19 protein-coding genes and 1 tRNA gene are annotated in these 22,165 nt (G+C 64.8%); all 20 read left to right on the plus strand.

Translation table 11 applies throughout. The features are described from left to right. Window positions 1–1,176: elongation factor Tu (gene tuf / locus I7S92_RS18945; protein ID WP_197647082.1), on the plus strand; the 1,176-nt coding region annotated here is incomplete at its 5' end. A 155-nt stretch (window positions 1,177–1,331) separates the two neighbouring features. Next, window positions 1,332–1,631 carry a ribbon-helix-helix domain-containing protein gene (locus I7S92_RS18950; protein WP_197647083.1) on the plus strand — a complete coding sequence of 100 codons (300 nt, stop codon included), beginning with the start codon at window positions 1,332–1,334 and terminating at the stop codon, window positions 1,629–1,631. Window positions 1,632–1,718: 87 nt separating this feature from the next. Then, window positions 1,719–2,114, plus strand: coding sequence for a VOC family protein (locus tag I7S92_RS18955; RefSeq protein ID WP_197647084.1), 396 nt, complete (start codon window positions 1,719–1,721; stop codon window positions 2,112–2,114). 45 nt (window positions 2,115–2,159) lie between these two features. Further along, a complete protein-coding gene (locus I7S92_RS18960; protein WP_197647085.1) occupies window positions 2,160–2,681 on the plus strand; it encodes a Twin-arginine translocation pathway signal in 522 nt (173 codons plus the stop codon). Between the two features lie 15 nt (window positions 2,682–2,696). After that, window positions 2,697–4,265 carry a GMC family oxidoreductase gene (locus tag I7S92_RS18965; protein WP_197647086.1) on the plus strand — a complete coding sequence of 523 codons (1,569 nt, stop codon included), beginning with the start codon at window positions 2,697–2,699 and terminating at the stop codon, window positions 4,263–4,265. A gap of 85 nt (window positions 4,266–4,350) precedes the next feature. Continuing rightward, a complete protein-coding gene (locus I7S92_RS18970) occupies window positions 4,351–4,737 on the plus strand; it encodes a DUF6766 family protein (RefSeq protein ID WP_197647087.1) in 387 nt (128 codons plus the stop codon). 110 nt (window positions 4,738–4,847) lie between these two features. After that, window positions 4,848–4,923, plus strand: a tRNA-Trp gene (locus I7S92_RS18975). Window positions 4,924–5,038: 115 nt separating this feature from the next. After that, the gene (gene secE, locus I7S92_RS18980; protein ID WP_197647160.1) at window positions 5,039–5,230 is read left to right on the plus strand and encodes a preprotein translocase subunit SecE; all 192 of its coding nucleotides are present in this window, start codon (window positions 5,039–5,041) and stop codon (window positions 5,228–5,230) included. A 157-nt stretch (window positions 5,231–5,387) separates the two neighbouring features. Next, window positions 5,388–5,921 (plus strand): transcription termination/antitermination protein NusG, encoded by a 534-nt coding sequence (gene nusG / locus I7S92_RS18985; RefSeq protein WP_197647088.1) that lies wholly within the window; start codon window positions 5,388–5,390, stop codon window positions 5,919–5,921. Between the two features lie 92 nt (window positions 5,922–6,013). After that, window positions 6,014–6,466, plus strand: coding sequence for a 50S ribosomal protein L11 (gene rplK, locus I7S92_RS18990; protein ID WP_197647089.1), 453 nt, complete (start codon window positions 6,014–6,016; stop codon window positions 6,464–6,466). Window positions 6,467–6,471: 5 nt separating this feature from the next. Continuing rightward, complete coding sequence (gene rplA, locus I7S92_RS18995; protein WP_197647090.1) at window positions 6,472–7,170, plus strand: 50S ribosomal protein L1; 699 nt, start codon at window positions 6,472–6,474, stop codon at window positions 7,168–7,170. A gap of 242 nt (window positions 7,171–7,412) precedes the next feature. After that, window positions 7,413–7,928 carry a 50S ribosomal protein L10 gene (gene rplJ / locus I7S92_RS19000; protein WP_197647091.1) on the plus strand — a complete coding sequence of 172 codons (516 nt, stop codon included), beginning with the start codon at window positions 7,413–7,415 and terminating at the stop codon, window positions 7,926–7,928. A gap of 64 nt (window positions 7,929–7,992) precedes the next feature. Beyond that, window positions 7,993–8,367 carry a 50S ribosomal protein L7/L12 gene (gene rplL / locus I7S92_RS19005; protein ID WP_197647092.1) on the plus strand — a complete coding sequence of 125 codons (375 nt, stop codon included), beginning with the start codon at window positions 7,993–7,995 and terminating at the stop codon, window positions 8,365–8,367. Window positions 8,368–8,606: 239 nt separating this feature from the next. Then, window positions 8,607–12,740, plus strand: a complete 4,134-nt coding sequence (gene rpoB / locus I7S92_RS19010) for a DNA-directed RNA polymerase subunit beta (protein WP_197647093.1) — start codon at window positions 8,607–8,609, stop codon at window positions 12,738–12,740. Continuing rightward, window positions 12,737–13,531, plus strand: a complete 795-nt coding sequence (locus I7S92_RS19015; protein WP_197647094.1) for a hypothetical protein — start codon at window positions 12,737–12,739, stop codon at window positions 13,529–13,531. Before rpoB ends, I7S92_RS19015 begins: the two co-directional genes overlap by 4 nt. 48 nt (window positions 13,532–13,579) lie before the next feature. Further along, window positions 13,580–17,824: a DNA-directed RNA polymerase subunit beta' gene (gene rpoC / locus I7S92_RS19020; protein WP_197647095.1), complete on the plus strand. Its 4,245-nt coding sequence runs from the start codon at window positions 13,580–13,582 to the stop codon at window positions 17,822–17,824. Between the two features lie 122 nt (window positions 17,825–17,946). Continuing rightward, a complete protein-coding gene (locus I7S92_RS19025; RefSeq protein WP_197647096.1) occupies window positions 17,947–18,870 on the plus strand; it encodes a DMT family transporter in 924 nt (307 codons plus the stop codon). Between the two features lie 240 nt (window positions 18,871–19,110). After that, window positions 19,111–19,482, plus strand: coding sequence for a 30S ribosomal protein S12 (gene rpsL, locus I7S92_RS19030; protein ID WP_197647097.1), 372 nt, complete (start codon window positions 19,111–19,113; stop codon window positions 19,480–19,482). An 11-nt stretch (window positions 19,483–19,493) separates the two neighbouring features. After that, window positions 19,494–19,964, plus strand: coding sequence for a 30S ribosomal protein S7 (rpsG, locus tag I7S92_RS19035; protein ID WP_197647098.1), 471 nt, complete (start codon window positions 19,494–19,496; stop codon window positions 19,962–19,964). 9 nt (window positions 19,965–19,973) lie between these two features. After that, a complete protein-coding gene (gene fusA, locus I7S92_RS19040; RefSeq protein ID WP_197647099.1) occupies window positions 19,974–22,091 on the plus strand; it encodes an elongation factor G in 2,118 nt (705 codons plus the stop codon). Window positions 22,092–22,165: the final 74 nt, after the last annotated feature.

The following is a 22,165-nucleotide window of genomic DNA, read 5'->3' on the forward strand; positions in this document are numbered from 1 at the left end:
ATGGCGAAGGCAAAGTTTGAACGGACGAAACCGCACGTTAACATCGGGACGATCGGTCACGTCGACCATGGAAAGACGACGCTGACGGCGGCGATCACCAAGTATTTCGGCGACTTCAAGGGCTATGACCAGATCGACAACGCGCCGGAGGAGCGTGCGCGGGGGATCACGATCTCGACGACGCATGTTGAATACGAGACCGAGACCCGGCACTACGCGCACGTCGACTGCCCCGGCCACGCCGACTATGTGAAGAACATGATCACGGGTGCGGCGCAGATGGACGGCGCGATCCTGGTGGTGGCCTCGTCGGACGGGCCGATGCCGCAGACGCGCGAGCACATCCTGCTCGGCCGCCAGGTGGGCATCCCCTACATGGTGGTCTACATGAACAAGGTCGACCTTGTGGATGACGCCGAACTGCTGGAACTGGTGGAGATGGAAGTGCGCGAGCTTCTGTCGTCCTACGAATATCCCGGCGACGACATTCCGATCGTGAAGGGCTCGGCGCACCAGGCGCTGATCGGCGAGCGCAAGGACATCGGCGAGGATTCGATCCGCGCGCTCTTGAAGGCGGTTGACGAATACATCCCGACCCCGGCGCGTGCGGTGGACCAGCCGTTCCTGATGCCGATCGAGGACGTGTTCTCGATCTCGGGCCGCGGCACGGTGGTGACCGGCCGGGTCGAGCGTGGCGTGATCAACGTCGGCGACGAAGTCGAGATCGTCGGCATCCGCGACACCAAGAAGTCGGTCTGCACCGGCGTCGAGATGTTCCGCAAGCTGCTGGACCGGGGCGAGGCGGGCGACAACATCGGCGCGCTGCTGCGCGGCGTGGACCGTGACGGGGTGGAGCGCGGCCAGGTGCTGTGCAAGCCGGGCTCGGTGAAGCCGCACACCAAGTTCGAGGCCGAGGCCTATATCCTGACCAAGGAGGAAGGCGGGCGCCACACGCCGTTCTTCGCGAACTACCGTCCGCAGTTCTACTTCCGGACGACGGACGTGACCGGCACCGTGCAGCTGCCGGAAGGCACCGAGATGGTGATGCCGGGCGACAACCTGAAGTTCGAGGTCGAGCTGATCGCCCCGATCGCGATGGAAGAGAAACTGCGCTTCGCCATCCGCGAAGGCGGCCGCACCGTCGGCGCAGGCGTGGTGTCGAAGATCATCGCGTGATGATCAATCGTAGGGTGCGCTACAGCGCATCTTACGTCCGCACGGGATCGCAAGGGCCGCTCTTCGGGGCGGCCTTTGTGCATCGCAGTTGATTTGACGATTCGCCTTCCCCGTCCCACAGTCGTTCCATCGACCTGACGGGGGGAGACCAGCCGATGTGCCAGATGTTCGCCGGGCAGGATCCGGCCCGTTACGAAAATGTCACCCGCCGGTTGCGGCTGAACGGGCAGTCGACCTCGATCCGCCTGGAGCGCGCCTTCTGGGGCATCGTCGACCAGATGGCCGCGAAGGACGGCTGCACCACGCCGGCCTTCCTGTCGAAGCTGCACTCCGAAGTGCTGGAGCAGCATGGCGAGGCGACGAATTTCACCTCTCTCCTGCGCTGTGCCTGCACCATCCATCTGGGCGAGCTGGACCAGGTGCCACAGCATGGCGCGCCGATCGCGGCCGAATAGGAAAATCCGCCTGTAGTATTCCCTTACTACCTCACCCCAAATTGGTTCGTTAATCTTACCAGATCAACGCCACTTTCCGGGGAAGCAATGGCCAAGCTCATCCACTCCATGGTCCGCGTGCTGGAGGAAGCACGTTCGGTCGCCTTTTACGACGCCGCCTTCGGGCTGAAGGTGGCCGAACGGCTGGATTTCGAGACCTTCACGCTGATCTACCTGTCCAACGCCGAATCGACCTTCGAGCTGGAGCTGACCGTCAACAAGGGCCGGGACGAGGCCTACGACCTGGGCAACGGCTATGGCCACGTCGCCGTCAGCGTGCCGGATGCCGAGGCCGAACATGCGCGGATGACGGCGGCGGGCCTTGCGCCGCGCAAGATCGTCGATTTCCGCAACGGCGACGCGCTGGTCGCCCGGTTCTTCTTCATCGCCGACCCCGACGGCTATCAGATCGAGGTCATCCAGCGGGGCGGCCGCTTCCTCTGAGGAGGGAGGAGGCAGCCGGCCCGGCCAGACACAAGGGAGGAAAGAATGACAAGACAAGACCTTCGGGGGCTGACCCGGCGTCAGCTCCTGTCGCGCAGCCTGTCTGCCGGGGCGCTGGCGGTGGTCGGCACCGGCTTCATCGCCGCGCCGAATGCCGCCTGGGCGGTCGAGGTGACGGTGATCACGCCCGAGGAGATGGCGACGCTCCTGCAGATGGCGCGCGACATCTATCCGCATGACCAGGTGCCCGACCAGTTCTATGCCGTGGCGGTCAAGGGCTATGACAGCGAGGAGCAAAAGGCGCTGGTGGCCGAGGGCGTCGCCGCGCTGGACGCCGCCGCCAAGGCCGCCGGTTTCGACAGCTATGTCGCGGCAGGCTGGGAAGAGGACCGGGTCAGGCTCCTGCAAGGAATCGAGACGACGCCCTTCTTCCAGACCGTCCGTTCAGGCCTCGTGACCGGACTCTACAACCAGAAGGAAGTCTGGCCGATCTTCGGCTACCAGGGGGAAAGCTTCTCCCAGGGCGGCTACATCGAGCGCGGCTTCAACGACATCGACTGGCTGTAGGGGGAGGGACCGGACATGGTTGCGAAATTCGACCTGAACGACGACTCCGTGGTCGTCATCATCGGCACCGGCGCGGGCGGCGGGGTGCTGGCCAACGAACTGGCGCAGAAGGGCGTCAAGGTCGTCGCGCTGGAGGCGGGCGGGCGCTACCTGCCCGAGGACTTCATCAACGACGAATGGGAAAGCTTCGGCCAGCTGGCCTGGCTGGATGCGCGGACGACCTCGGGTTCCTGGCGCGTGGCCAAGGACTTCGCGGGCTTGCCGGCCTGGATCGTCAAGGCGGTGGGCGGCACCACGACCCACTGGGCGGGGGCCTCGATCCGCTTCCAGGAGCATGAATGGAAGGGGCTTTCGACCTACGGCAAGGTCGAGGGCGCGAACCTGCTCGACTGGCCGATCGACGGCGCGGAAATGGCGCCCTGGTATGACAAGGCCGAGGCCAAGCTGGGCGTCACCCGCACCGGCGATCGGGCGGGCCTGCCCGGCAACAACAACTACCTGGTCTTCGAGAAGGGCGCCAAGGCGCTGGGCTACAAAGAGGTGCATACCGGCCGCATGGCGATCAACTCGGCCGATTACGACGGCCGGATGGCCTGCCATCAGACCGGCTTCTGCTTCCAGGGCTGCAAATGGGGCGCCAAATGGTCGGCCGCCTATACCGACATCCCGAGGGGCGAGGCGACGGGCAACCTGGAAGTGCGCGACCGTTGCCACGCCGCGCGGATCCTGCATGACGACAGCGGCAAGGTGACGGGGGTCGAGTATTTCGACAAGGACGGCAACCTGCAACTGCAGAAGGCGCGCATCGTCTCGGTCGCGGGCAACAGCTACGAATCGCCGCGCCTCTTGCTGAACTCGGCCTCGTCGATGTTCCCGAACGGGCTGGCGAACTCCTCCGACCAGGTGGGGCGCAACTACATGCGGCATACCACCGGCTCGGTCTATGCGATCTTCGACAAGCCGGTGCGGATGTGGCGCGGCACCACCATGGCCGGGATCGTCCAGGACGAGGCGCGCCACGACCCCAGCCGCGGATTCGTCGGCGGCTATGAGCTGGAGACGCTGGCCCTCGGCCTGCCCTTCATGGCCGCCTTCCTGAACCCCGGCGGCTGGGGGCGCAGCTTCACCACCGCGCTCGACCATTACGAGCACATGGCCGGGATGTGGATCGTGGGCGAGGACATGCCCCAGGCCACGAACCGGGTCACGCTGTCGGAAACCAAGGACCAGTTCGGCCTGGCCGTAGCCAATGTCCATTTCGACGACCATCCGAACGACGTGGCGATGCGCAACCACGCCTACAGGCAGGGCATAGCCATGTACGAGGCGGTGGGCGCGACCCGCGCCTTCCCGACGCCGCCCTATCCCTCGACGCACAACCTCGGCACCAACCGGATGTCGGAAAAGCCCGAGGATGGCGTGGTGAACAAATGGGGCCAGACCCATGACATCGCGAACCTGTTCGTCTCGGACGGCTCGCAGTTCACCACCGGCGCGGCCGAGAACCCGACGCTGACCATCGTGGCGCTGGCGATCCGCCAGGCCGACCACATCGCCAGCGAGATGGCCGCGGGCAACATCTGAACCGGCGCGGGCCGGGGCATCCCCGGCCCGCCTGGAACATTCCGACCCGCCGCCGGTTGCAGCCGCTGCCGGAACGGAGGGTCCCATGTCCATCTGGAAAGCTTATGGCTATGCCTGGATCACGCTGATCCTGTTCCTTGGCGCCTTCATCGGGCACTGGACCTTCGGCTGGTTCGCCTATGTCGACCAGCAGCTCCAGCATGGCGCGCCGGTCGAGGTCTCGGAATACCTGGTCGAGATGGGCCGCGACACGATGGAGAACTGGCAGTCGGAGTTCCTGCAGCTTCTGTGGCAGGTGGGCGGCCTCGGCTTCTTCCTCTTCGTCGGCTCGCCGCAGTCCAAGGAGGAGGACGACCGGCTGGAGGAGAAGCTGGACCTGATCCTGCGCACGCTGCGCCCGGAAGATGCCGACCGCTTCATCGCCGAGTTCGACCGCCGCTTTCCCGGCCGCAACATGGGGCCGAAACTCTAGCCCGGCGGCGCAGGGCCGCGGTTTGCCATGGCAATCTGTCCGACCGGCCGCAAACGCTGCCGATCGCCTCTTGATTTCCCTCCGCGCCTGCCGTAACCCCTGCCTCGCGTAGGGGTATAGCTCAGCTGGTAGAGCGACGGTCTCCAAAACCGTAGGTCGCGGGTTCGAGCCCTGCTGCCCCTGCCAACCTCTTCCTGGACGGATCGTCAATCGTAGGGTGCGCTACAGCGCACCTTCCGCAGCCGCTTGAATTCCCCGGCCCAAAGCCGTATCTCCCCCTCCGACCCTAGTGCGGAAGCCCATCGCGATGATGAACCCCCTCCAGTTCCTGCAGCAGACCCGCAACGAGGTGGCCAAGGTCGTCTGGCCCACCCGGCGCGAAGTCCTTCTGACCACGCTGATGGTCTTCATCCTCTCGGCGCTGGCTGCGACCTTCTTCAGCCTGATCGACCTCGGGATCCGGACCGGCCTGCACGCGATCATCGGTTCGTGAGGCGGCGGTTCCCCCTTGCAATGGGGACGGTGCGGGGGTAATCCCCGGATCGACCAAAGGGACACCGGCGCGCATCGATTCGGGGTGCGCGCTGTTTTTTGTTCCGGGACAGACGATGACGCGGCCGAATGGCCCGGGCAGCAAGGATGACAGGCAGATGGCGAAGCGCTGGTATTCGGTGAGCGTTCTCTCGAACTTCGAGAAGAAAGTGGCCGAGCAGATCAAGACCGCCGTCACCGATGCCGGTCTGGAAGAGGAAATCGATGAGGTCCTGGTTCCGACCGAGGAAGTGATCGAGGTCCGCCGTGGCAAGAAGGTCACGTCCGAGCGTCGCTTCATGCCGGGCTATGTGCTCGTGCACATGGAAATGTCGAACCGCGGCTATCACCTGATCTCTTCGATCAACCGCGTCACCGGCTTCCTGGGACCGCAGGGCAAGCCGATGCCGATGCGCGATGCCGAGGTGAACGCGATCCTCAACCGGGTCGAGGAAGGCCAGGAAGCCCCGCGCAACCTGATCCGCTTCGACATAGGCGAGACGGTGCAGGTCACCGACGGCCCGTTCGAGGGCTTCTCGGGCATGGTCGAGGATGTGGACGAGGCGCACAACCGCCTGAAGGTCACCGTGTCGATCTTCGGCCGGGCGACGCCGGTGGAACTGGAATTCACCCAGGTCTCGAAAGGGGTCTAGGGTGCATCGCGTGGGAGGCGAGCGCGCCTGACGGCGTGACGGACCGGACCACTAAACCGCATCCCCGGATGCAGTGACAAAGGAGAGGCCAGATGGCCAAGAAGATTATCGGCAGCCTCAAGCTGCAAGTGAAGGCCCAGCAGGCCAACCCGTCGCCCCCGGTCGGTCCGGCCCTGGGTCAGCGCGGCCTGAACATCATGGCCTTCGTGAAGGAATTCAACGCGAAGACCGCCGACATCGCGCCGGGCACGCCCACGCCGGTCATCATCACCTACTACCAGGACAAGTCTTTCAGCCTGGAGCTCAAGACCCCGCCGGCCGCCTTCCTGATCAAGCAGGCCGCCGGCCTGCCGCCCGTCGGCAAGCGTTCGCGCTCCAAGGGCTCGACCAAGCCGGGCCGCGAGGTTGCCGGCACGATCACCGCGGCCCAGCTGCGCAAGATCGCCGAGACGAAGATGAAGGACCTGAACGCCAATTCCGTGGAAGCTGCGATGCAGATCATCCTCGGCTCGGCCAAGTCCTGCGGCATCGATGTGAAGGGCTGAGAACCATGGCAAAACTCGCAAAGCGTATCGCCAAGGCTCAGGAAGCCTTCGCCGGCAAGGCCAACATCTCGGTTGAGGATGCGGTCAAGCTGATCAAGTCGGCCGCCTCGGCCAAGTTCGACGAAACCGTCGAGATCGCGATGAACCTGGGCGTCGACCCGCGTCACGCCGACCAGATGGTCCGTGGCGTCGTGGCGCTGCCCAACGGCACCGGCAAGACCGTCCGCGTCGCCGTCTTCGCCCGTGGCGCCAAGGCTGACGAAGCCAAGGCCGCCGGTGCGGACATCGTCGGCGCCGAAGACCTGATGGAGACGATCCAGCAGGGCAAGATCGAGTTCGACCGTTGCATCGCGACCCCGGACCTGATGCCGCTCGTCGGCCGCCTGGGCAAGATCCTCGGCCCGCGCAACCTGATGCCGAACCCGAAGGTCGGCACCGTGACGATGGACGTGAAGACGGCCGTCGAGGGCGCCAAGGGCGGCGAGGTCCAGTTCAAGGTCGAGAAGGCCGGCGTGATCCACGCAGGCGTCGGCAAGGTCTCGTTCGACGAGGCGAAACTGGCGCAGAACATCCGCGCCTTCGTGGATGCGGTGTCGCGGGCCCGGCCGACGGGCGCCAAGGGCACCTACCTGAAGAAGGTGTCGCTGTCGTCCACCATGGGGCCGGGCGTGTCGGTCGACATCTCGTCGGCGACGCAGGCGTAAGGAGTCGGGGCAGGCCCCGACCTACGAATTCCCGGGAGACCGGGATACTACCCGGGCCGCAAGGCCCGGTTCTGTCCGAGACGGTGGGTGGTGCGCAAACACCATAAATCCTGCCCGAGATGGGGAACGAGATTGAAGGCACCTTCGGGTGGTCTTGGCTCGGGAACCTGAAACGGACCCGACGCCCCCCACAAGGGGGCATACATGAGCCGGGGGGAAACCCCCAACCTTGGAGTGAAACTGTGGATAGAGCCCAGAAAGAGAAAGTGGTCGAGGAACTCGGCCAGATCTTCGAAAGCTCTGGCGTTGTGGTGGTTGCCCACTACACCGGGATGACGGTTGCACAGATGCAGGACCTCCGCGCGAAGCTTCGCGACGTGGGGGGGGCCGTTCGCGTTGCCAAGAACACGCTCGCCAAGATCGCCCTTGAAGGGAAGCCCGCCGCAAGGATGGGTGACCTGCTCACGGGCATGACCGTGCTGTCCTTCTCGGAAGACCCCGTGGCTGCGGCCAAGGTCTGCGAGGCCTACGCCAAGACGAACGACAAGTTCGTCATCATCGGCGGGGCGATGGGCGACACGGTTCTGGACCAGGCCGGTGTGAAAGCCGTGGCCTCGATGCCGTCGCGCGAAGAGCTTATCGCTCAGATCGTGTCCTGCATCGGTGCGCCCGCGTCGAACATCGCCGGGGCCATTGGCGCGCCTGCTTCGAACATCGCGAGCATCCTGTCGACCATCGAGGAAAAGGCCGCGGCCTGATCCTTTTGCCCGGTGTGGTTGACCCCGCATCGTTGGAACCCATCTTAACAAACGGAACTGAAAAATGGCTGATCTGAACAAACTCGCCGAAGAGATCGTTGGTCTGACCCTCCTGCAGGCTCAGGAACTGAAGACCATCCTGAAGGACAAGTACGGCATCGAGCCCGCCGCTGGCGGCGCTGTGATGATGGCTGGTCCGGCCGCTGCCGCTGCCCCGGCTGAAGAAGAGAAGACCGAGTTCGACGTCGTCCTGACCGACGCCGGCGCGAACAAGATCAACGTGATCAAGGTCGTGCGCGAACTGACCGGCCTTGGCCTGAAGGAAGCCAAGGACCTGACGGAAGCCGGCGGCAAGATCAAGGAAGGCATCTCGAAGGCCGACGCCGAAGCGATGAAGAAGAAGTTCGAGGAAGCTGGCGCCAAGGCCGAGCTGAAGTAATCCCGCACGGGGGCAACCCCGATGGATTGGCAGGGCTGGGTCCGACACAGGTCGGGCCCAGCCATGCGCGTCTTGGAAGATGCCTTTGTCGAAGGCCTCTCCCCAGGCGCGGACAGGGTTCGGGAGCCTCCCTTCGGGACGGGCGGCACGAATGGAACCCTTCGGCCTCTTCGCAAGCGGCGTGACCCCGTGGCCCGACGGGGGATGCGCCAGCGAAAATACGAAAGGTGACCAGAAACATGGCGCAAGCTTATGTTGGCCAGAAACGCATCCGCCGCTACTTCGGAAAGATCCGCGAGGTGCTGGAGATGCCGAACCTGATCGAGGTTCAGAAATCCTCCTACGACCTGTTCCTGCGGTCCGGTGACAGCGACAAGCCGCTGGACGACGAGGGGATCCAGGGCACCTTCCAGTCGGTGTTCCCGATCAAGGATTTCAACGAGACCTCGGTCCTGGAATTCGTCAAGTACGAGCTGGAAAAGCCGAAATACGACGTGGACGAATGCCAGCAGCGCGACATGACCTATGCCGCGCCGCTGAAGGTGACGCTGCGCCTGATCGTGTTCGATGTCGATGAAACCACCGGGGCCCGGTCGGTCAAGGACATCAAGGAGCAGGACGTCTACATGGGCGACATGCCCCTGATGACCGCGAACGGCACCTTCATCGTGAACGGCACCGAGCGCGTGATCGTCAGCCAGATGCACCGTTCGCCCGGCGTGTTCTTCGACCACGACAAGGGCAAGACCCATTCCAGCGGAAAGCTGCTGTTCGCCTGCCGCATCATCCCGTATCGCGGCAGCTGGCTGGACTTCGAGTTCGACGCCAAGGACATCGTCTTCGCCCGCATCGACCGCCGCCGGAAACTGCCGGTGACGACGCTGCTCTATGCCCTCGGCATGGACCAGGAAGGCATCATGGATGCCTATTACGAGACGATCAACTTCAGCTATGTGAAGAACAAGGGCTGGGTCACCAAGTTCTTCCCGCAGCGCGTCTCGGGCACGCGTCCGACCTATGACCTGGTCGACGCGGCCACGGGCGAAGTCATCCTGAAGGCGGGCGAGAAGGCCACGCCGCGGATGGTGAAGAAGTGGAAGGACGAAGGCCAGGTCACCGAACTTCTGGTCCCCTTCGACCACATCCTCGGCCGTTATGTCGCCAAGGACATCATCAACGAGGAAACCGGCGAGATCTGGGTCGAGGCCGGCGACGAGCTGACCTGGGAACTGGACCGCGACGGCGAAGTCAAGGGCGGCTCGGTCAAGGTGCTGCTCGACCAGGGCATCACCGACATCCCGGTGCTGGACATCGACAACGTCAACGTCGGCCCCTACATCCGCAATACCATGGCGGCGGACAAGAACATGGGCCGCGACACCGCGCTCATGGACATCTACCGCGTGATGCGTCCCGGCGAGCCGCCGACCGTCGAAGCCGCGTCGCAGCTCTTCGACACGCTTTTCTTCGACAAGGAGCGTTATGACCTCTCGGCCGTCGGCCGGGTCAAGATGAACATGCGCCTCGACCTCGACAAGCCGGACACCCAGCGCACCCTGGATCGCAGCGACATCGTCTCCTGCATCAAGGCGCTGGTGGAACTGCGCGACGGCAAGGGCGAGATCGACGACATCGACCACCTCGGCAACCGCCGGGTGCGCTCGGTCGGCGAGCTGATGGAGAACCAGTACCGCGTCGGGCTCCTCCGCATGGAGCGCGCGATCAAGGAGCGCATGTCCTCGGTCGAGATCGACACGATCATGCCGCAGGACCTGATCAACGCCAAACCGGCGGCGGCGGCGGTGCGTGAATTCTTCGGCTCGTCGCAGCTCAGCCAGTTCATGGACCAGACCAACCCGCTGTCCGAAGTCACCCACAAGCGCCGTCTCTCGGCCCTCGGGCCGGGCGGCCTGACCCGCGAACGCGCCGGCTTCGAGGTGCGCGACGTGCACCCGACCCATTACGGCCGGATGTGCCCGATCGAGACGCCGGAAGGCCAGAACATCGGCCTGATCAACTCGCTGGCGACCTTCGCCCGCGTGAACAAATACGGCTTCATCGAGACCCCGTATCGCAAGGTGATCGACGGCAAGGTCTCGGATGACGTGGTCTACATGTCCGCGACCGAGGAGATGCGCCACACCGTCGCCCAGGCGAACGCCGCCCAGGACGCCGAGGGCCGCTTCACCGACGACCTGATTTCCAGCCGCAAGGCGGGCGAGTTCATGCTGAACCCGCCGGATGCGATCGACCTGATCGACGTCTCGCCGAAGCAGCTGGTCTCGGTCGCCGCCTCGCTGATCCCGTTCCTGGAGAACGACGACGCCAACCGCGCGCTGATGGGCTCGAACATGCAGCGTCAGGCCGTGCCGCTCTTGCAGTCCGACGCGCCCTTCGTCGGCACCGGGATCGAGGCGGTCGTCGCCCGTGACTCCGGCGCCGCCATCATGGCCCGCCGCGCCGGCGTGATCGACCAGGTGGACGCGACCCGTATCGTCGTCCGCGCGACCGAGATGCTGGAACCCGGCGAGCCGGGCGTCGACATCTACCGTCTGCGCAAGTTCAAGCGGTCGAACCAGTCCTCCTGCATCAACCAGCGTCCGCTGGTGAAGGTGGGCGACCGCGTGACCCGTGGCGAGGTGGTGGCCGACGGCCCCTGCACCGACATGGGCGAACTGGCCCTCGGCCGGAACGTGATCGTCGCCTTCATGCCCTGGAACGGCTACAACTACGAGGACTCGATCCTGATTTCCGAGCGGATCCTCAAGGACGACGTCTTCACCTCGATCCACATCGAGGAATACGAAGTCGCCGCCCGCGACACCAAGCTCGGGCCGGAAGAGATCACCCGCGACATCCCGAACGTCGGCGAGGAAGCCCTGCGCAACCTCGACGAAGCGGGCATCGTCTATATCGGGGCCGAGGTGCAGCCGGGCGACATCCTGGTCGGCAAGATCACCCCGAAAGGTGAATCGCCGATGACGCCCGAGGAAAAGCTCCTCCGCGCCATCTTCGGCGAAAAGGCCTCGGACGTCCGCGACACCTCGCTGCGACTGCCGCCGGGGGCCTACGGGACCATCGTGGAAGTGCGCGTCTTCAACCGGCACGGCGTCGACAAGGACGAACGCGCGCTGCAGATCGAGCGTGAGGAAGTCGAACGCCTCGCCCGCGACCGCGACGACGAGTTGGCGATCCTGGAGCGCAACATCTACTCGCGCCTCAAGACGCTGATCCTGGGCAAGACCGCCGTGAAGGGACCGAAAGGCATCAAGGCGGGCTCGACCATCGACGAGGAACTGCTGGGCACGCTCTCGCGCGGCCAGTGGTGGCAGCTCGCCCTGGGCGAGGAGGCCGATGCCAAGGACGTCGAGGCCCTGCACGACCAGTATGAGGCGCAGAAGCGCGCCCTGGACCACCGTTTCGACGACAAGGTCGAGAAGGTGCGTCGCGGCGACGACCTGCCTCCGGGCGTGATGAAGATGGTCAAGGTCTTCGTCGCGGTGAAGCGCAAGCTGCAGCCGGGCGACAAGATGGCCGGCCGCCACGGCAACAAGGGCGTCATCTCGAAAGTGGTGCCCGAGGAGGACATGCCCTTCCTCGCCGACGGCACCCCGGTCGACCTGGTGCTGAACCCGCTCGGCGTGCCGTCGCGGATGAACGTCGGCCAGATCCTGGAAACCCACATGGGCTGGGCCGCGCGCGGCCTGGGCCTGAAGATCGACGACGCGTTGAAGGAATACCGCCGCTCGGGCGACATGACCCCGGTTCGGGAAGCCATGCGCCTGGCCTATGGCGACGAGACCTATGGCGACGCCTTCACCGACCGGGACGAGGATGAATTCCTTGAACTGGCCGGCAACGTGACCAAGGGCGTTCCGATCGCCACCCCGGTCTTCGACGGGGCGAAAGAGGCGGACGTCAACGACGCGCTCCGCCGCGCGGGCTTCGACACCTCGGGCCAGTCCGTGGTGTTCGACGGCCGCTCGGGCGAGCAGTTCCAGCGCAAGGTCACCGTCGGCGTGAAATACATGCTGAAGCTGCACCACCTGGTTGACGACAAGCTGCACGCCCGCTCGACGGGTCCGTACAGCCTCGTCACCCAGCAACCGCTGGGCGGCAAGGCGCAGTTCGGCGGCCAGCGTCTCGGCGAGATGGAGGTCTGGGCCCTGGAAGCCTACGGCGCCGCCTACACCCTGCAGGAAATGCTGACGGTGAAGTCGGACGACGTGGCGGGCCGGACCAAGGTCTACGAGTCGATCGTCAAGGGCGAGGACAATTTCGAGGCCGGCGTGCCGGAATCGTTCAACGTCCTCGTCAAGGAAGTGCGCGGCCTCGGCCTCAACATGGAACTCCTGGATGCGGAGGAGGAATGACCAGCGGCCTTGCATCCTTCTCCGGCCCGGCGGGGTCGATGGCCGGACCGGATGTCCAGGTCATCTTCCTGACCGCCACGGTGTCGCCCAGAATGGGGACACTTGATCTCGTGCGGTCGGATTCGGCCCTGCGGCGGCAGGACTACCTGGATGCATTCCGGTTCTATGCCGATGTAGTCCGGCGCAATCCGGACTACCGGCTGCTGCTGGTCGAGAATTCGGGCACTGATCTAGCCGAGTTCGAGAGGATCGCGGCGGATGCGGGCATAGCGGAACGCACCGAATGCATCTCGTATACGGCCCAGGAGAACCCCGCATTGAACCGGCTTTATCTGGAGGGCGGATTGATCCGCGAGGCGGTGAAACGCTCGCGGTTCATTTCCCTGCCGGGGGTCGGGATCTGGAAAGTGACCGGCCGCTATCTCGTCACGAATATCGAAGCCCTGATCCGCAAGCGTCCCAAGGTTTTCGATATCTACGTGAATCTGCGTGATTACCCATCGCGCGTGGTGGATTTCTACTTCGCGGGATTCAGCCGAAAAGGGCTGGAGGCGGTGATCGCCCGGATCTGGGATCGGCTTCAGGTGACGTCTCCCGGCGAACTTATCCTGCGGCAGGCAATCGACACGAACCTGTTCGCGGACCTCGGCCTCGTGAAGCGGTTGAATGTCGTTCCTTTCATCAAGGGACGGCGTGGTCATGATAACAGGCAATATGACGGTGTGACCCAGGTTGCGAAATACTGGGTCCGGGTCGCAATGAACGCAGTCGCCCCTCGGATCTGGATCTGACTATCCCAGGACGGCGGACCAACACCTTTATCCACGGAGAATATCCGGATGAACCAGGAACTCTCGACCAACCCCTTCAACCCGGTTGCCCCGGTCAAGACCTTCGACGAGATCAAGATCTCTCTGGCCAGCCCGGAGCGGATCCTGTCTTGGTCCTATGGCGAGATCAAGAAGCCGGAAACCATCAACTACCGGACCTTCAAGCCCGAGCGCGACGGCCTGTTCTGCGCCCGCATCTTCGGACCGATCAAGGACTACGAATGTCTCTGCGGCAAATACAAGCGCATGAAGTATCGCGGCGTCGTCTGCGAGAAATGCGGCGTTGAAGTCACGCTCCAGAAGGTGCGGCGCGAGCGGATGGGCCATATCGAGCTCGCCGCCCCCGTTGCCCACATCTGGTTCCTGAAGTCGCTGCCGTCCCGGATCGGCCTCATGCTCGACATGACGCTGCGGGATCTGGAACGCATCCTCTACTTCGAAAACTACGTCGTCATCGAGCCGGGCCTGACCGACCTCACCTACGGCCAGCTGATGACCGAGGAGGAATACCTCGACGCGCAGGACCAGTACGGCGCCGACGCCTTCACCGCGAACATCGGTGCGGAAGCGATCCGCGAGATGCTGGCGGCGATCGACCTTGACGCCACCGCCGAGCAGCTGCGCGAGGAGCTGAAGGAGGCGACCGGCGAGCTGAAGCCGAAGAAGATCATCAAGCGGCTGAAGATCGTTGAATCCTTCCTGGAATCCGGCAACCGCCCGGAATGGATGATCCTGACCATCCTTCCGGTGATCCCGCCGGAACTGCGCCCGCTGGTCCCGCTGGATGGCGGCCGCTTCGCCACCTCGGACCTGAACGACCTCTACCGCCGCGTCATCAACCGCAACAACCGCCTGAAGCGCCTGATCGAGCTTCGCGCGCCGGACATCATCGTCCGGAACGAAAAGCGGATGCTGCAGGAAGCCGTCGACGCCCTCTTCGACAACGGCCGCCGTGGCCGCGTCATCACGGGCACCAACAAGCGCCCGCTGAAGTCGCTGTCGGACATGCTGAAGGGCAAGCAGGGCCGGTTCCGTCAGAACCTTCTGGGCAAGCGCGTCGACTTCTCGGGCCGCTCGGTCATCGTGACCGGCCCAGAACTGAAGCTGCACCAGTGCGGCCTGCCGAAGAAGATGGCGCTCGAGCTTTTCAAGCCCTTCATCTACTCGCGGCTGGAGGCCAAGGGCCTTTCCAGCACCGTGAAGCAGGCCAAGAAGCTGGTCGAGAAGGAACGCCCCGAGGTCTGGGACATCCTGGATGAAGTCATCCGCGAACACCCGGTTCTTCTCAACCGCGCGCCGACGCTGCACCGTCTGGGCATCCAGGCCTTCGAACCGATCCTGATCGAAGGCAAGGCGATCCAGCTGCACCCGCTCGTCTGCTCGGCCTTCAACGCCGACTTCGACGGTGACCAGATGGCCGTGCACGTCCCGCTGAGCCTCGAGGCCCAGCTGGAAGCCCGCGTGCTGATGATGTCGACGAACAACGTGCTGTCGCCCGCCAATGGCGCGCCGATCATCGTGCCGTCGCAGGACATGGTCCTCGGCCTCTACTACGTCACGATGGAGCGCAAGGGGATGCAGGGCGAAGGCATGGCCTTCGCCGACATCGAGGAAGTGGAACACGCTCTGGCCGCCGGCGCGGTGCATCTGCACGCCCGCATCAAGGCCCGCCTGAAACAGGTGGACGATACCGGCAACGTGGTCTGGAAGCGGTATGAGACCACTCCCGGCCGCCTGCGGCTCGGGAATCTCCTGCCGCTGAACGCCAAGGCCCCGTTCGAACTGGTCAACCGGCTTCTGCGGAAGAAGGACGTGCAGACCGTCATCGACACCGTCTACCGCTACTGCGGCCAGAAGGAATCGGTGATCTTCTGCGACCAGATCATGTCCCTCGGCTTCCGTGAAGCCTTCCGCGCCGGCATCTCCTTCGGCAAGGACGACATGGTGATCCCCGACACCAAATGGACCATCGTCAACGAGGTGAAGGAACAGGTCGCTGGCTTCGAGCAGCAGTATCTCGACGGGCTGATCACCCAGGGCGAGAAGTACAACAAGGTCGTCGACGCCTGGACCAAGTGCAACGACAAGGTGACCGAGGCCATGATGGCCACGATCTCCGCCTCGCGCACGGATGAGAATGGCGCCGAGAAGGAGCCGAACTCGGTCTACATGATGGCCCACTCCGGCGCCCGGGGTTCGGTCATCCAGATGAAGCAGCTCGGGGGCATGCGCGGCCTGATGGCCAAACCCTCGGGCGAGATCATCGAGACGCCGATCATCTCGAACTTCAAGGAAGGCCTGACCGTTCTTGAATACTTCAACTCGACCCACGGCGCCCGGAAGGGCCTCAGCGACACCGCGCTGAAGACGGCGAACTCGGGCTACCTGACCCGCCGCCTCGTCGACGTCGCGCAGGACTGCATCGTGCGGGTGCATGACTGCGGCACCGAACAGTCGATCACGGCCTCGGCCGCGGTCAACGACGGCGAGGTGATCGTGCCGATGGGCGAGCGTGTGCTGGGTCGCGTCGCGGCCGAGGACGTGATCGCGCCCGGCTCGGACGAGGTCATCGTCGCCCGGGGCGAGCTGATCGACGAACGCCGCGCCGATGCGATCAACGGTTCGGGCATCGCCTCGATCCGCATCCGCAGCCCGCTCACCTGCGAGGCCGAGGAGGGCGTCTGCGCGCTCTGCTACGGCCGCGACCTGGCGCGCGGCACGCTGGTGAACATCGGCGAGGCGGTCGGCATCATCGCCGCCCAGTCGATCGGCGAACCCGGCACGCAGCTGACCATGCGGACCTTCCACATCGGCGGCGTGGCCCAGGGCGGCCAGCAGTCGTTCCTGGAAGCGTCGCAGGAAGGCAAGATCGAGTTCCGCAACGCCAACCTGCTGAAGAACGTGGCGGGCGAGCAGATCGTGATCGGGCGCAACATGTCCATCGCCATCATCGACGAGGCCGGGCAGGAACGCGCAGCGCACAAGCTGACCTACGGCGCCAAGCTGCATGTCTCGGAAGGCGAGGTGGTCAAGCGCGGCACCAAGCTCTTCGAATGGGACCCCTTCACCCTGCCGATCATCGCCGAAAAGGCCGGTGTGGCGCGGTTCAAGGACCTGGTCGCGGGGATCTCGGTCCGCGAGGAAACCGACGATGCCACGGGCATGACCCAGAAGATCGTCTCGGACTGGCGGAGCGTGCCGAAAGGCGGCGACCTCAAGCCCGAGATCATCGTCATGGACCCTGCGACCGGCGACCCGGTGCGCGGCGACAACGGCAACCCGATCACCTACGCCATGTCGGTGGACGCGATCCTTTCCGTCGAGGACGGCCAGGAGTTGCGGCCCGGCGACGTGGTGGCGCGGATCCCGCGCGAAGGCGCCAAGACCAAGGACATCACCGGGGGTCTTCCCCGCGTGGCGGAACTGTTCGAGGCCCGTCGTCCGAAGGACCACGCGATCATCGCGGAAACCGACGGCTATGTCCGCTTCGGCAAGGACTACAAGTCCAAGCGCCGGATCACGGTCGAGCCGGTGGACGAGACGCTGCAGGCCGTCGAATACATGATCCCGAAGGGCAAGCACATTCCGGTCCAGGAAGGTGACTTCGTCCAGAAGGGCGATTACATCATGGACGGCAACCCGGCTCCGCACGACATCCTGCGGATCATGGGGATCGAGGCGCTTGCCAACTACATGATCGACGAAGTGCAGGACGTCTATCGCCTGCAGGGCGTGAAGATCAACGACAAGCACATCGAGGTCATCGTTCGCCAGATGCTGCAGAAGTTCGAGATCCTCGACGGTGGCGACACCACGCTCCTGAAGGGCGAGCAGGTCGAGAAGATCGAGCTGGACGAAGAGAACGCCAAGGCGATCGCCCGCGGCGGCCGCGAGGCCAAGGCGGAGCCGGTGCTGCTGGGGATCACCAAGGCGTCCTTGCAGACCCGCAGCTTCATCTCGGCGGCGTCCTTCCAGGAGACCACCCGCGTCCTGACCGAGGCTTCGGTCCAGGGCAAGCGCGACAAGCTGGTCGGCCTGAAGGAGAATGTCATCGTCGGCCGCCTGATCCCGGCGGGCACCGGCGGGGCGACCAGCCGCGTCAAGAAGATCGCCGCCGACCGCGACCACACCGTGATCGAGGCGCGCCGGTCCGAGGCCGAACATGCCGCGGCCCTGGCCGCTCCGATGGACGTGATGGACATGGGCGACCAGACCGACTCGGGCCTGGTCGACACGGTCGAAAGCCGCGACTGAGATCAGTCCGCACGACGATCCCGACCCCCGCCGGGCAACCGGCGGGGGTTTCCCTTTGCCGCGCGGCCTTCCCCTTCCGCCATTGCCCTGCTACGCATTGACGGACAGAGAAGGATCCCGTCTTGCACCTTTCGGAAAACCTGCGCGGAATCCTTCTGATGTGCACGTCGATGGCGGCCTTCACCATCAACGACACCTTCATGAAATCGGTGACGCAAAGCCTGCCGCTCTATCAGACCATCGCCATGCGCGGGGTGATCGCGCTGGTCGGCCTTGGCCTGCTCGCAGCCCTGACCGGCGCCTTCCGCTTCCGCCCTTCGGGTCGGGACGGGCTGCTGATCCTGTTGCGTTCGCTGGCCGATGTCGCGGCGACGATCCTGTTTCTCGAAGCCCTGCTGCGGATGCCGCTGGCGAACCTCTCGGCGATCCTGCAGGCGCTGCCGCTCCTCATCACCCTGGCGGCGGCGCTGGTCTTCGGCGACAAGATCGGCTGGCGGCGGATGACCGCGATCCTTGTCGGGCTGGTCGGCGTCCTCATCATCATCCGCCCCGGGACCGAGGGCTTCGACCGCTGGTCGCTTCTCGGCATCGCCTCGGTCCTTTGCGTCGTGGTCCGCGACCTTTCGGTGCGGCCGATCCAGGGCGCGGTGCCGGCGGGCCTCGTGGCGCTCGGCGCGGCGGTCGCGGTCACCGCGATGGGCTGGATCGGTGCCGGGATCCAGGGCTGGAAACCCGTGTCTCCGGCCGAAGCGGCCGAGGTCCTTGCCGCCGGGCTTTTCGTGATCGTGGGCTATCTCTCCTCGGTCTCTGCGATGCGGCATGGCGACATCGGCCTTGTCGCACCCTTCCGCTACACCTCGCTCATCTGGGCCATCGTGCTGGGCCTCCTGGTCTTCGGCGACCTGCCCGACGCCTGGACCCTGGTCGGCGCGGCCGTCGTGGTCGGCGCGGGACTCTTCACCCTCTGGCGCGAGCAACGGCTGCGCCGCCCGTCCCGTCCCGTCCCGGCCTCCCCGGACCCGGCCCCCCTGGACCCGGCCCGTTGACTCCCCCTGCGATTCCTCTTATACGCCGCCCAATCCGAATTCCGGTCGCGACCGGGACAAGGGTTCAGAGCGCTTGAAGTGGTCATGATCCGGGCTATCCGCCCCGATCCTCTGTAAATCCACCGCGGCATCCCCGGCGACGGGGGTGGTTGCGGTGTTCGTGTTTTGCGATTCGCGCAAGCACGATCGAGAAGCGGCGCCCTCCAGGCAAGGGGGCGAGTATCGAAACGAGGAACGTGAATGCCAACGATTCAACAGCTGATCCGGAAACCCCGGGAAGCGGTCGCGCGCAAGTCCAAGTCCCAGCACCTGGAATCCTGCCCGCAAAAGCGCGGGGTCTGCACCCGCGTCTACACCACCACCCCGAAGAAGCCGAACTCGGCCATGCGGAAGGTCGCCAAGGTGCGGCTGACCAACGGCTTCGAGGTCATCTCCTACATCCCCGGCGAAAAGCACAACCTTCAGGAACACTCCGTCGTCCTGATCCGCGGCGGCCGGGTCAAGGACCTTCCGGGTGTGCGCTACCACATCCTCCGCGGCGTTCTGGATACCCAGGGCGTGAAAGAGCGTCGTCAGCGTCGTTCGAAGTACGGCGCCAAGCGTCCGAAGTGAGGAGATAACAGATGTCCCGTCGTCACGCCGCCGAAAAGCGCGAAATCCTGCCCGATGCCAAGTTCGGCGACCGGGTGGTCACCAAGTTCATGAACAACCTGATGCTCGACGGCAAGAAATCCGTCGCCGAAAGCATCGTCTACGGCGCGCTCGACCGCGTCCAGACCCGTCTGAAGCGTCCCGCCGTCGAAGCCTTCCACGAGGCGCTCGACAACGTGAAGCCCTCGGTCGAGGTCCGCTCCCGCCGCGTCGGCGGTGCGACCTACCAGGTCCCCGTCGAAGTGCGCACCGAACGCCGTGAGGCGCTGGCGATCCGCTGGCTGATCACTGCCGCCCGCAAGCGCAACGAGAACACGATGGAAGAGCGTCTGGCCGCCGAACTGGCCGACGCCGTGCAGAACCGCGGCACCGCCGTGAAGAAGCGCGAAGACACTCACAAGATGGCGGACGCGAACAAGGCGTTCAGCCATTATCGCTGGTAAGAGGACAACATGGCACGCGAATATCCGCTGAACCTCTACCGCAACTTCGGGATCATGGCCCACATCGACGCGGGCAAGACGACCACGACCGAGCGGATTCTGTTCTACACCGGCAAGAACCACAAGATGGGCGAGACGCATGACGGCGCCTCGACCATGGACTGGATGGAACAGGAACAGGAACGCGGCATCACGATCACTTCGGCCGCGACCACCACCTTCTGGGAAAAGACCTACGACGGCAAGGAACCGACCTCGGCGAAGCACCGCTTCAACATCATCGACACCCCCGGCCACGTCGACTTCACCATCGAGGTGGAGCGTTCGCTGGCGGTGCTCGACGGCGCGGTCTGCCTGCTGGACGGCAACGCCGGCGTGGAGCCGCAGACCGAGACCGTCTGGCGCCAGGCTGACCGCTATGGCGTGCCGCGGATCGTGTTCGTCAACAAGATGGACAAGATCGGCGCCGACTTCCAGAAGTGCCTCCACATGATCAAGGACCGCACCGGCGCCACCCCGGCCCCGATCGCGTTCCCGATCGGCGCGGAAGACAAGCTGGAAGGCATCGTCGACCTGATCACGATGGAAGAATGGATCTGGGACGGCGACGACGTCGGCGCCTCCTGGTCGCACCGTCCGATCCGTGACGAGCTGAAGGCCGAGGCCGAAACCCGCCGCGCCACGCTGATCGAGCTTGCCGTCGAGCAGGACGATGCCGCGATGGAAGCCTATCTCGAAGGCAACGAGCCCGACCAGGACACGCTGCGCAAGCTGATCCGCAAGGGCACGCTGGCGATGGCCTTCGTTCCGGTCCTTGGCGGCTCCGCCTTCAAGAACAAGGGCGTGCAGGCTCTGCTGAACGCCGTGGTCGACTATCTGCCCTGCCCGCTGGACGTCCCGCCCTATCTGGGCTTCGCCCCGGGCGACGAGACCGAGACCCGCAACATCGAGCGCAAGCCCGACGACGCGGAACCCTTCTCGGCGCTCGCGTTCAAGATCATGAACGACCCCTTCGTCGGCTCGCTGACCTTCACGCGGCTCTACTCCGGCGTCCTCAAGAAGGGCGACCAGATGATGAACGCGACCAAGGGCAAGCGCGAGCGTGTCGGCCGCATGATGATGATGCACGCCATCCAGCGTGAGGAAATCGACGAGGCCTTCGCGGGCGACATCATCGCGCTCGCCGGTCTGAAAGAGACCACCACCGGCGACACGCTCTGCGATCCGGCCAAGCCGGTCGTGCTGGAAACCATGACCTTCCCCGATCCGGTGATCGAGATCGCGGTGGAGCCGAAGTCGAAGGCCGACCAGGAGAAGATGGGCATCGCCCTCGCTCGCCTCGCGGCCGAAGACCCGTCCTTCCGCGTCGAGACCGACCTGGAATCGGGCCAGACCATCATGAAGGGCATGGGCGAACTTCACCTCGACATCCTCGTCGACCGCATGCGGCGCGAGTTCAAGGTCGAGGCGAACATCGGCGCGCCGCAGGTGGCCTACCGCGAGACCATCTCGAACGCGCACGAGATCGACTATACCCACAAGAAGCAGACCGGCGGCACGGGCCAGTTCGCCCGCGTCAAGCTGCAGATCACCCCGACGGAACCGGGCGAAGGCTATTCCTTCGAATCCAAGATCGTCGGCGGTGCGGTGCCGAAGGAATACATCCCCGGCGTCGAGAAGGGCATCAAGTCGGTCATGGATTCGGGTCCGCTGGCGGGCTTCCCGGTCATCGACTTCAAGGTCCAGCTGGTCGACGGCGCGTTCCACGACGTCGACTCCTCGGTCCTGGCCTTCGAGATCGCCTCGCGCGCTGCCATGCGCGAAGGCCTGAAGAAGGCCGGCGCCAAGCTTCTGGAGCCGATCATGAAGGTCGAGGTCGTGACGCCCGAGGAATATACCGGCGGCGTCATCGGCGACCTGACCTCGCGCCGGGGCATGGTGACCGGGCAGGACAGCCGCGGCAACGCCAACGTGATCAACGCGATGGTGCCGCTGGCCAACATGTTCGGCTACATCAACAACCTGCGCTCGATGACCTCGGGCCGCGCGGTGTTCACGATGCTCTTCGACCACTACGACGCGGTGCCGGAGAACATCAGCCAGGAAATCCAGAAGAAATACGCATGACGGTGCGGCGGGCCGAAGCCCGCCCTACCACCCCGTAGGGTGCGCTACAGCGCACCGCAACCGAACCAATAGGA

Source organism: Tabrizicola soli, from assembly GCF_015999335.1.
Classification (GTDB): domain Bacteria; phylum Pseudomonadota; class Alphaproteobacteria; order Rhodobacterales; family Rhodobacteraceae; genus Tabrizicola; species Tabrizicola soli.

Bases quoted from the DNA above. Each gene is read 5' to 3' on its own strand.
- I7S92_RS19015 (WP_197647094.1), top strand. From the start codon at position 12,737: ATGACCAGCGGCCTTGCATCCTTCTCCGGCCCGGCGGGGTCGATGGCC.
- fusA (WP_197647099.1), top strand. From the start codon at position 19,974: ATGGCACGCGAATATCCGCTGAACCTCTACCGCAACTTCGGGATCATG.
- rplK (WP_197647089.1), top strand. From the start codon at position 6,014: ATGGCCAAGAAGATTATCGGCAGCCTCAAGCTGCAAGTGAAGGCCCAG.
- rpsL (WP_197647097.1), top strand. From the start codon at position 19,111: ATGCCAACGATTCAACAGCTGATCCGGAAACCCCGGGAAGCGGTCGCG.
- rplA (WP_197647090.1), top strand. From the start codon at position 6,472: ATGGCAAAACTCGCAAAGCGTATCGCCAAGGCTCAGGAAGCCTTCGCC.
- rplL (WP_197647092.1), top strand. From the start codon at position 7,993: ATGGCTGATCTGAACAAACTCGCCGAAGAGATCGTTGGTCTGACCCTC.
- nusG (WP_197647088.1), top strand. From the start codon at position 5,388: ATGGCGAAGCGCTGGTATTCGGTGAGCGTTCTCTCGAACTTCGAGAAG.
- rpsG (WP_197647098.1), top strand. From the start codon at position 19,494: ATGTCCCGTCGTCACGCCGCCGAAAAGCGCGAAATCCTGCCCGATGCC.
- I7S92_RS18955 (WP_197647084.1), top strand. From the start codon at position 1,719: ATGGCCAAGCTCATCCACTCCATGGTCCGCGTGCTGGAGGAAGCACGT.
- rpoC (WP_197647095.1), top strand. From the start codon at position 13,580: ATGAACCAGGAACTCTCGACCAACCCCTTCAACCCGGTTGCCCCGGTC.
- I7S92_RS18960 (WP_197647085.1), top strand. From the start codon at position 2,160: ATGACAAGACAAGACCTTCGGGGGCTGACCCGGCGTCAGCTCCTGTCG.
- I7S92_RS18950 (WP_197647083.1), top strand. From the start codon at position 1,332: ATGTGCCAGATGTTCGCCGGGCAGGATCCGGCCCGTTACGAAAATGTC.
- I7S92_RS18970 (WP_197647087.1), top strand. From the start codon at position 4,351: ATGTCCATCTGGAAAGCTTATGGCTATGCCTGGATCACGCTGATCCTG.
- I7S92_RS18965 (WP_197647086.1), top strand. From the start codon at position 2,697: ATGGTTGCGAAATTCGACCTGAACGACGACTCCGTGGTCGTCATCATC.
- rpoB (WP_197647093.1), top strand. From the start codon at position 8,607: ATGGCGCAAGCTTATGTTGGCCAGAAACGCATCCGCCGCTACTTCGGA.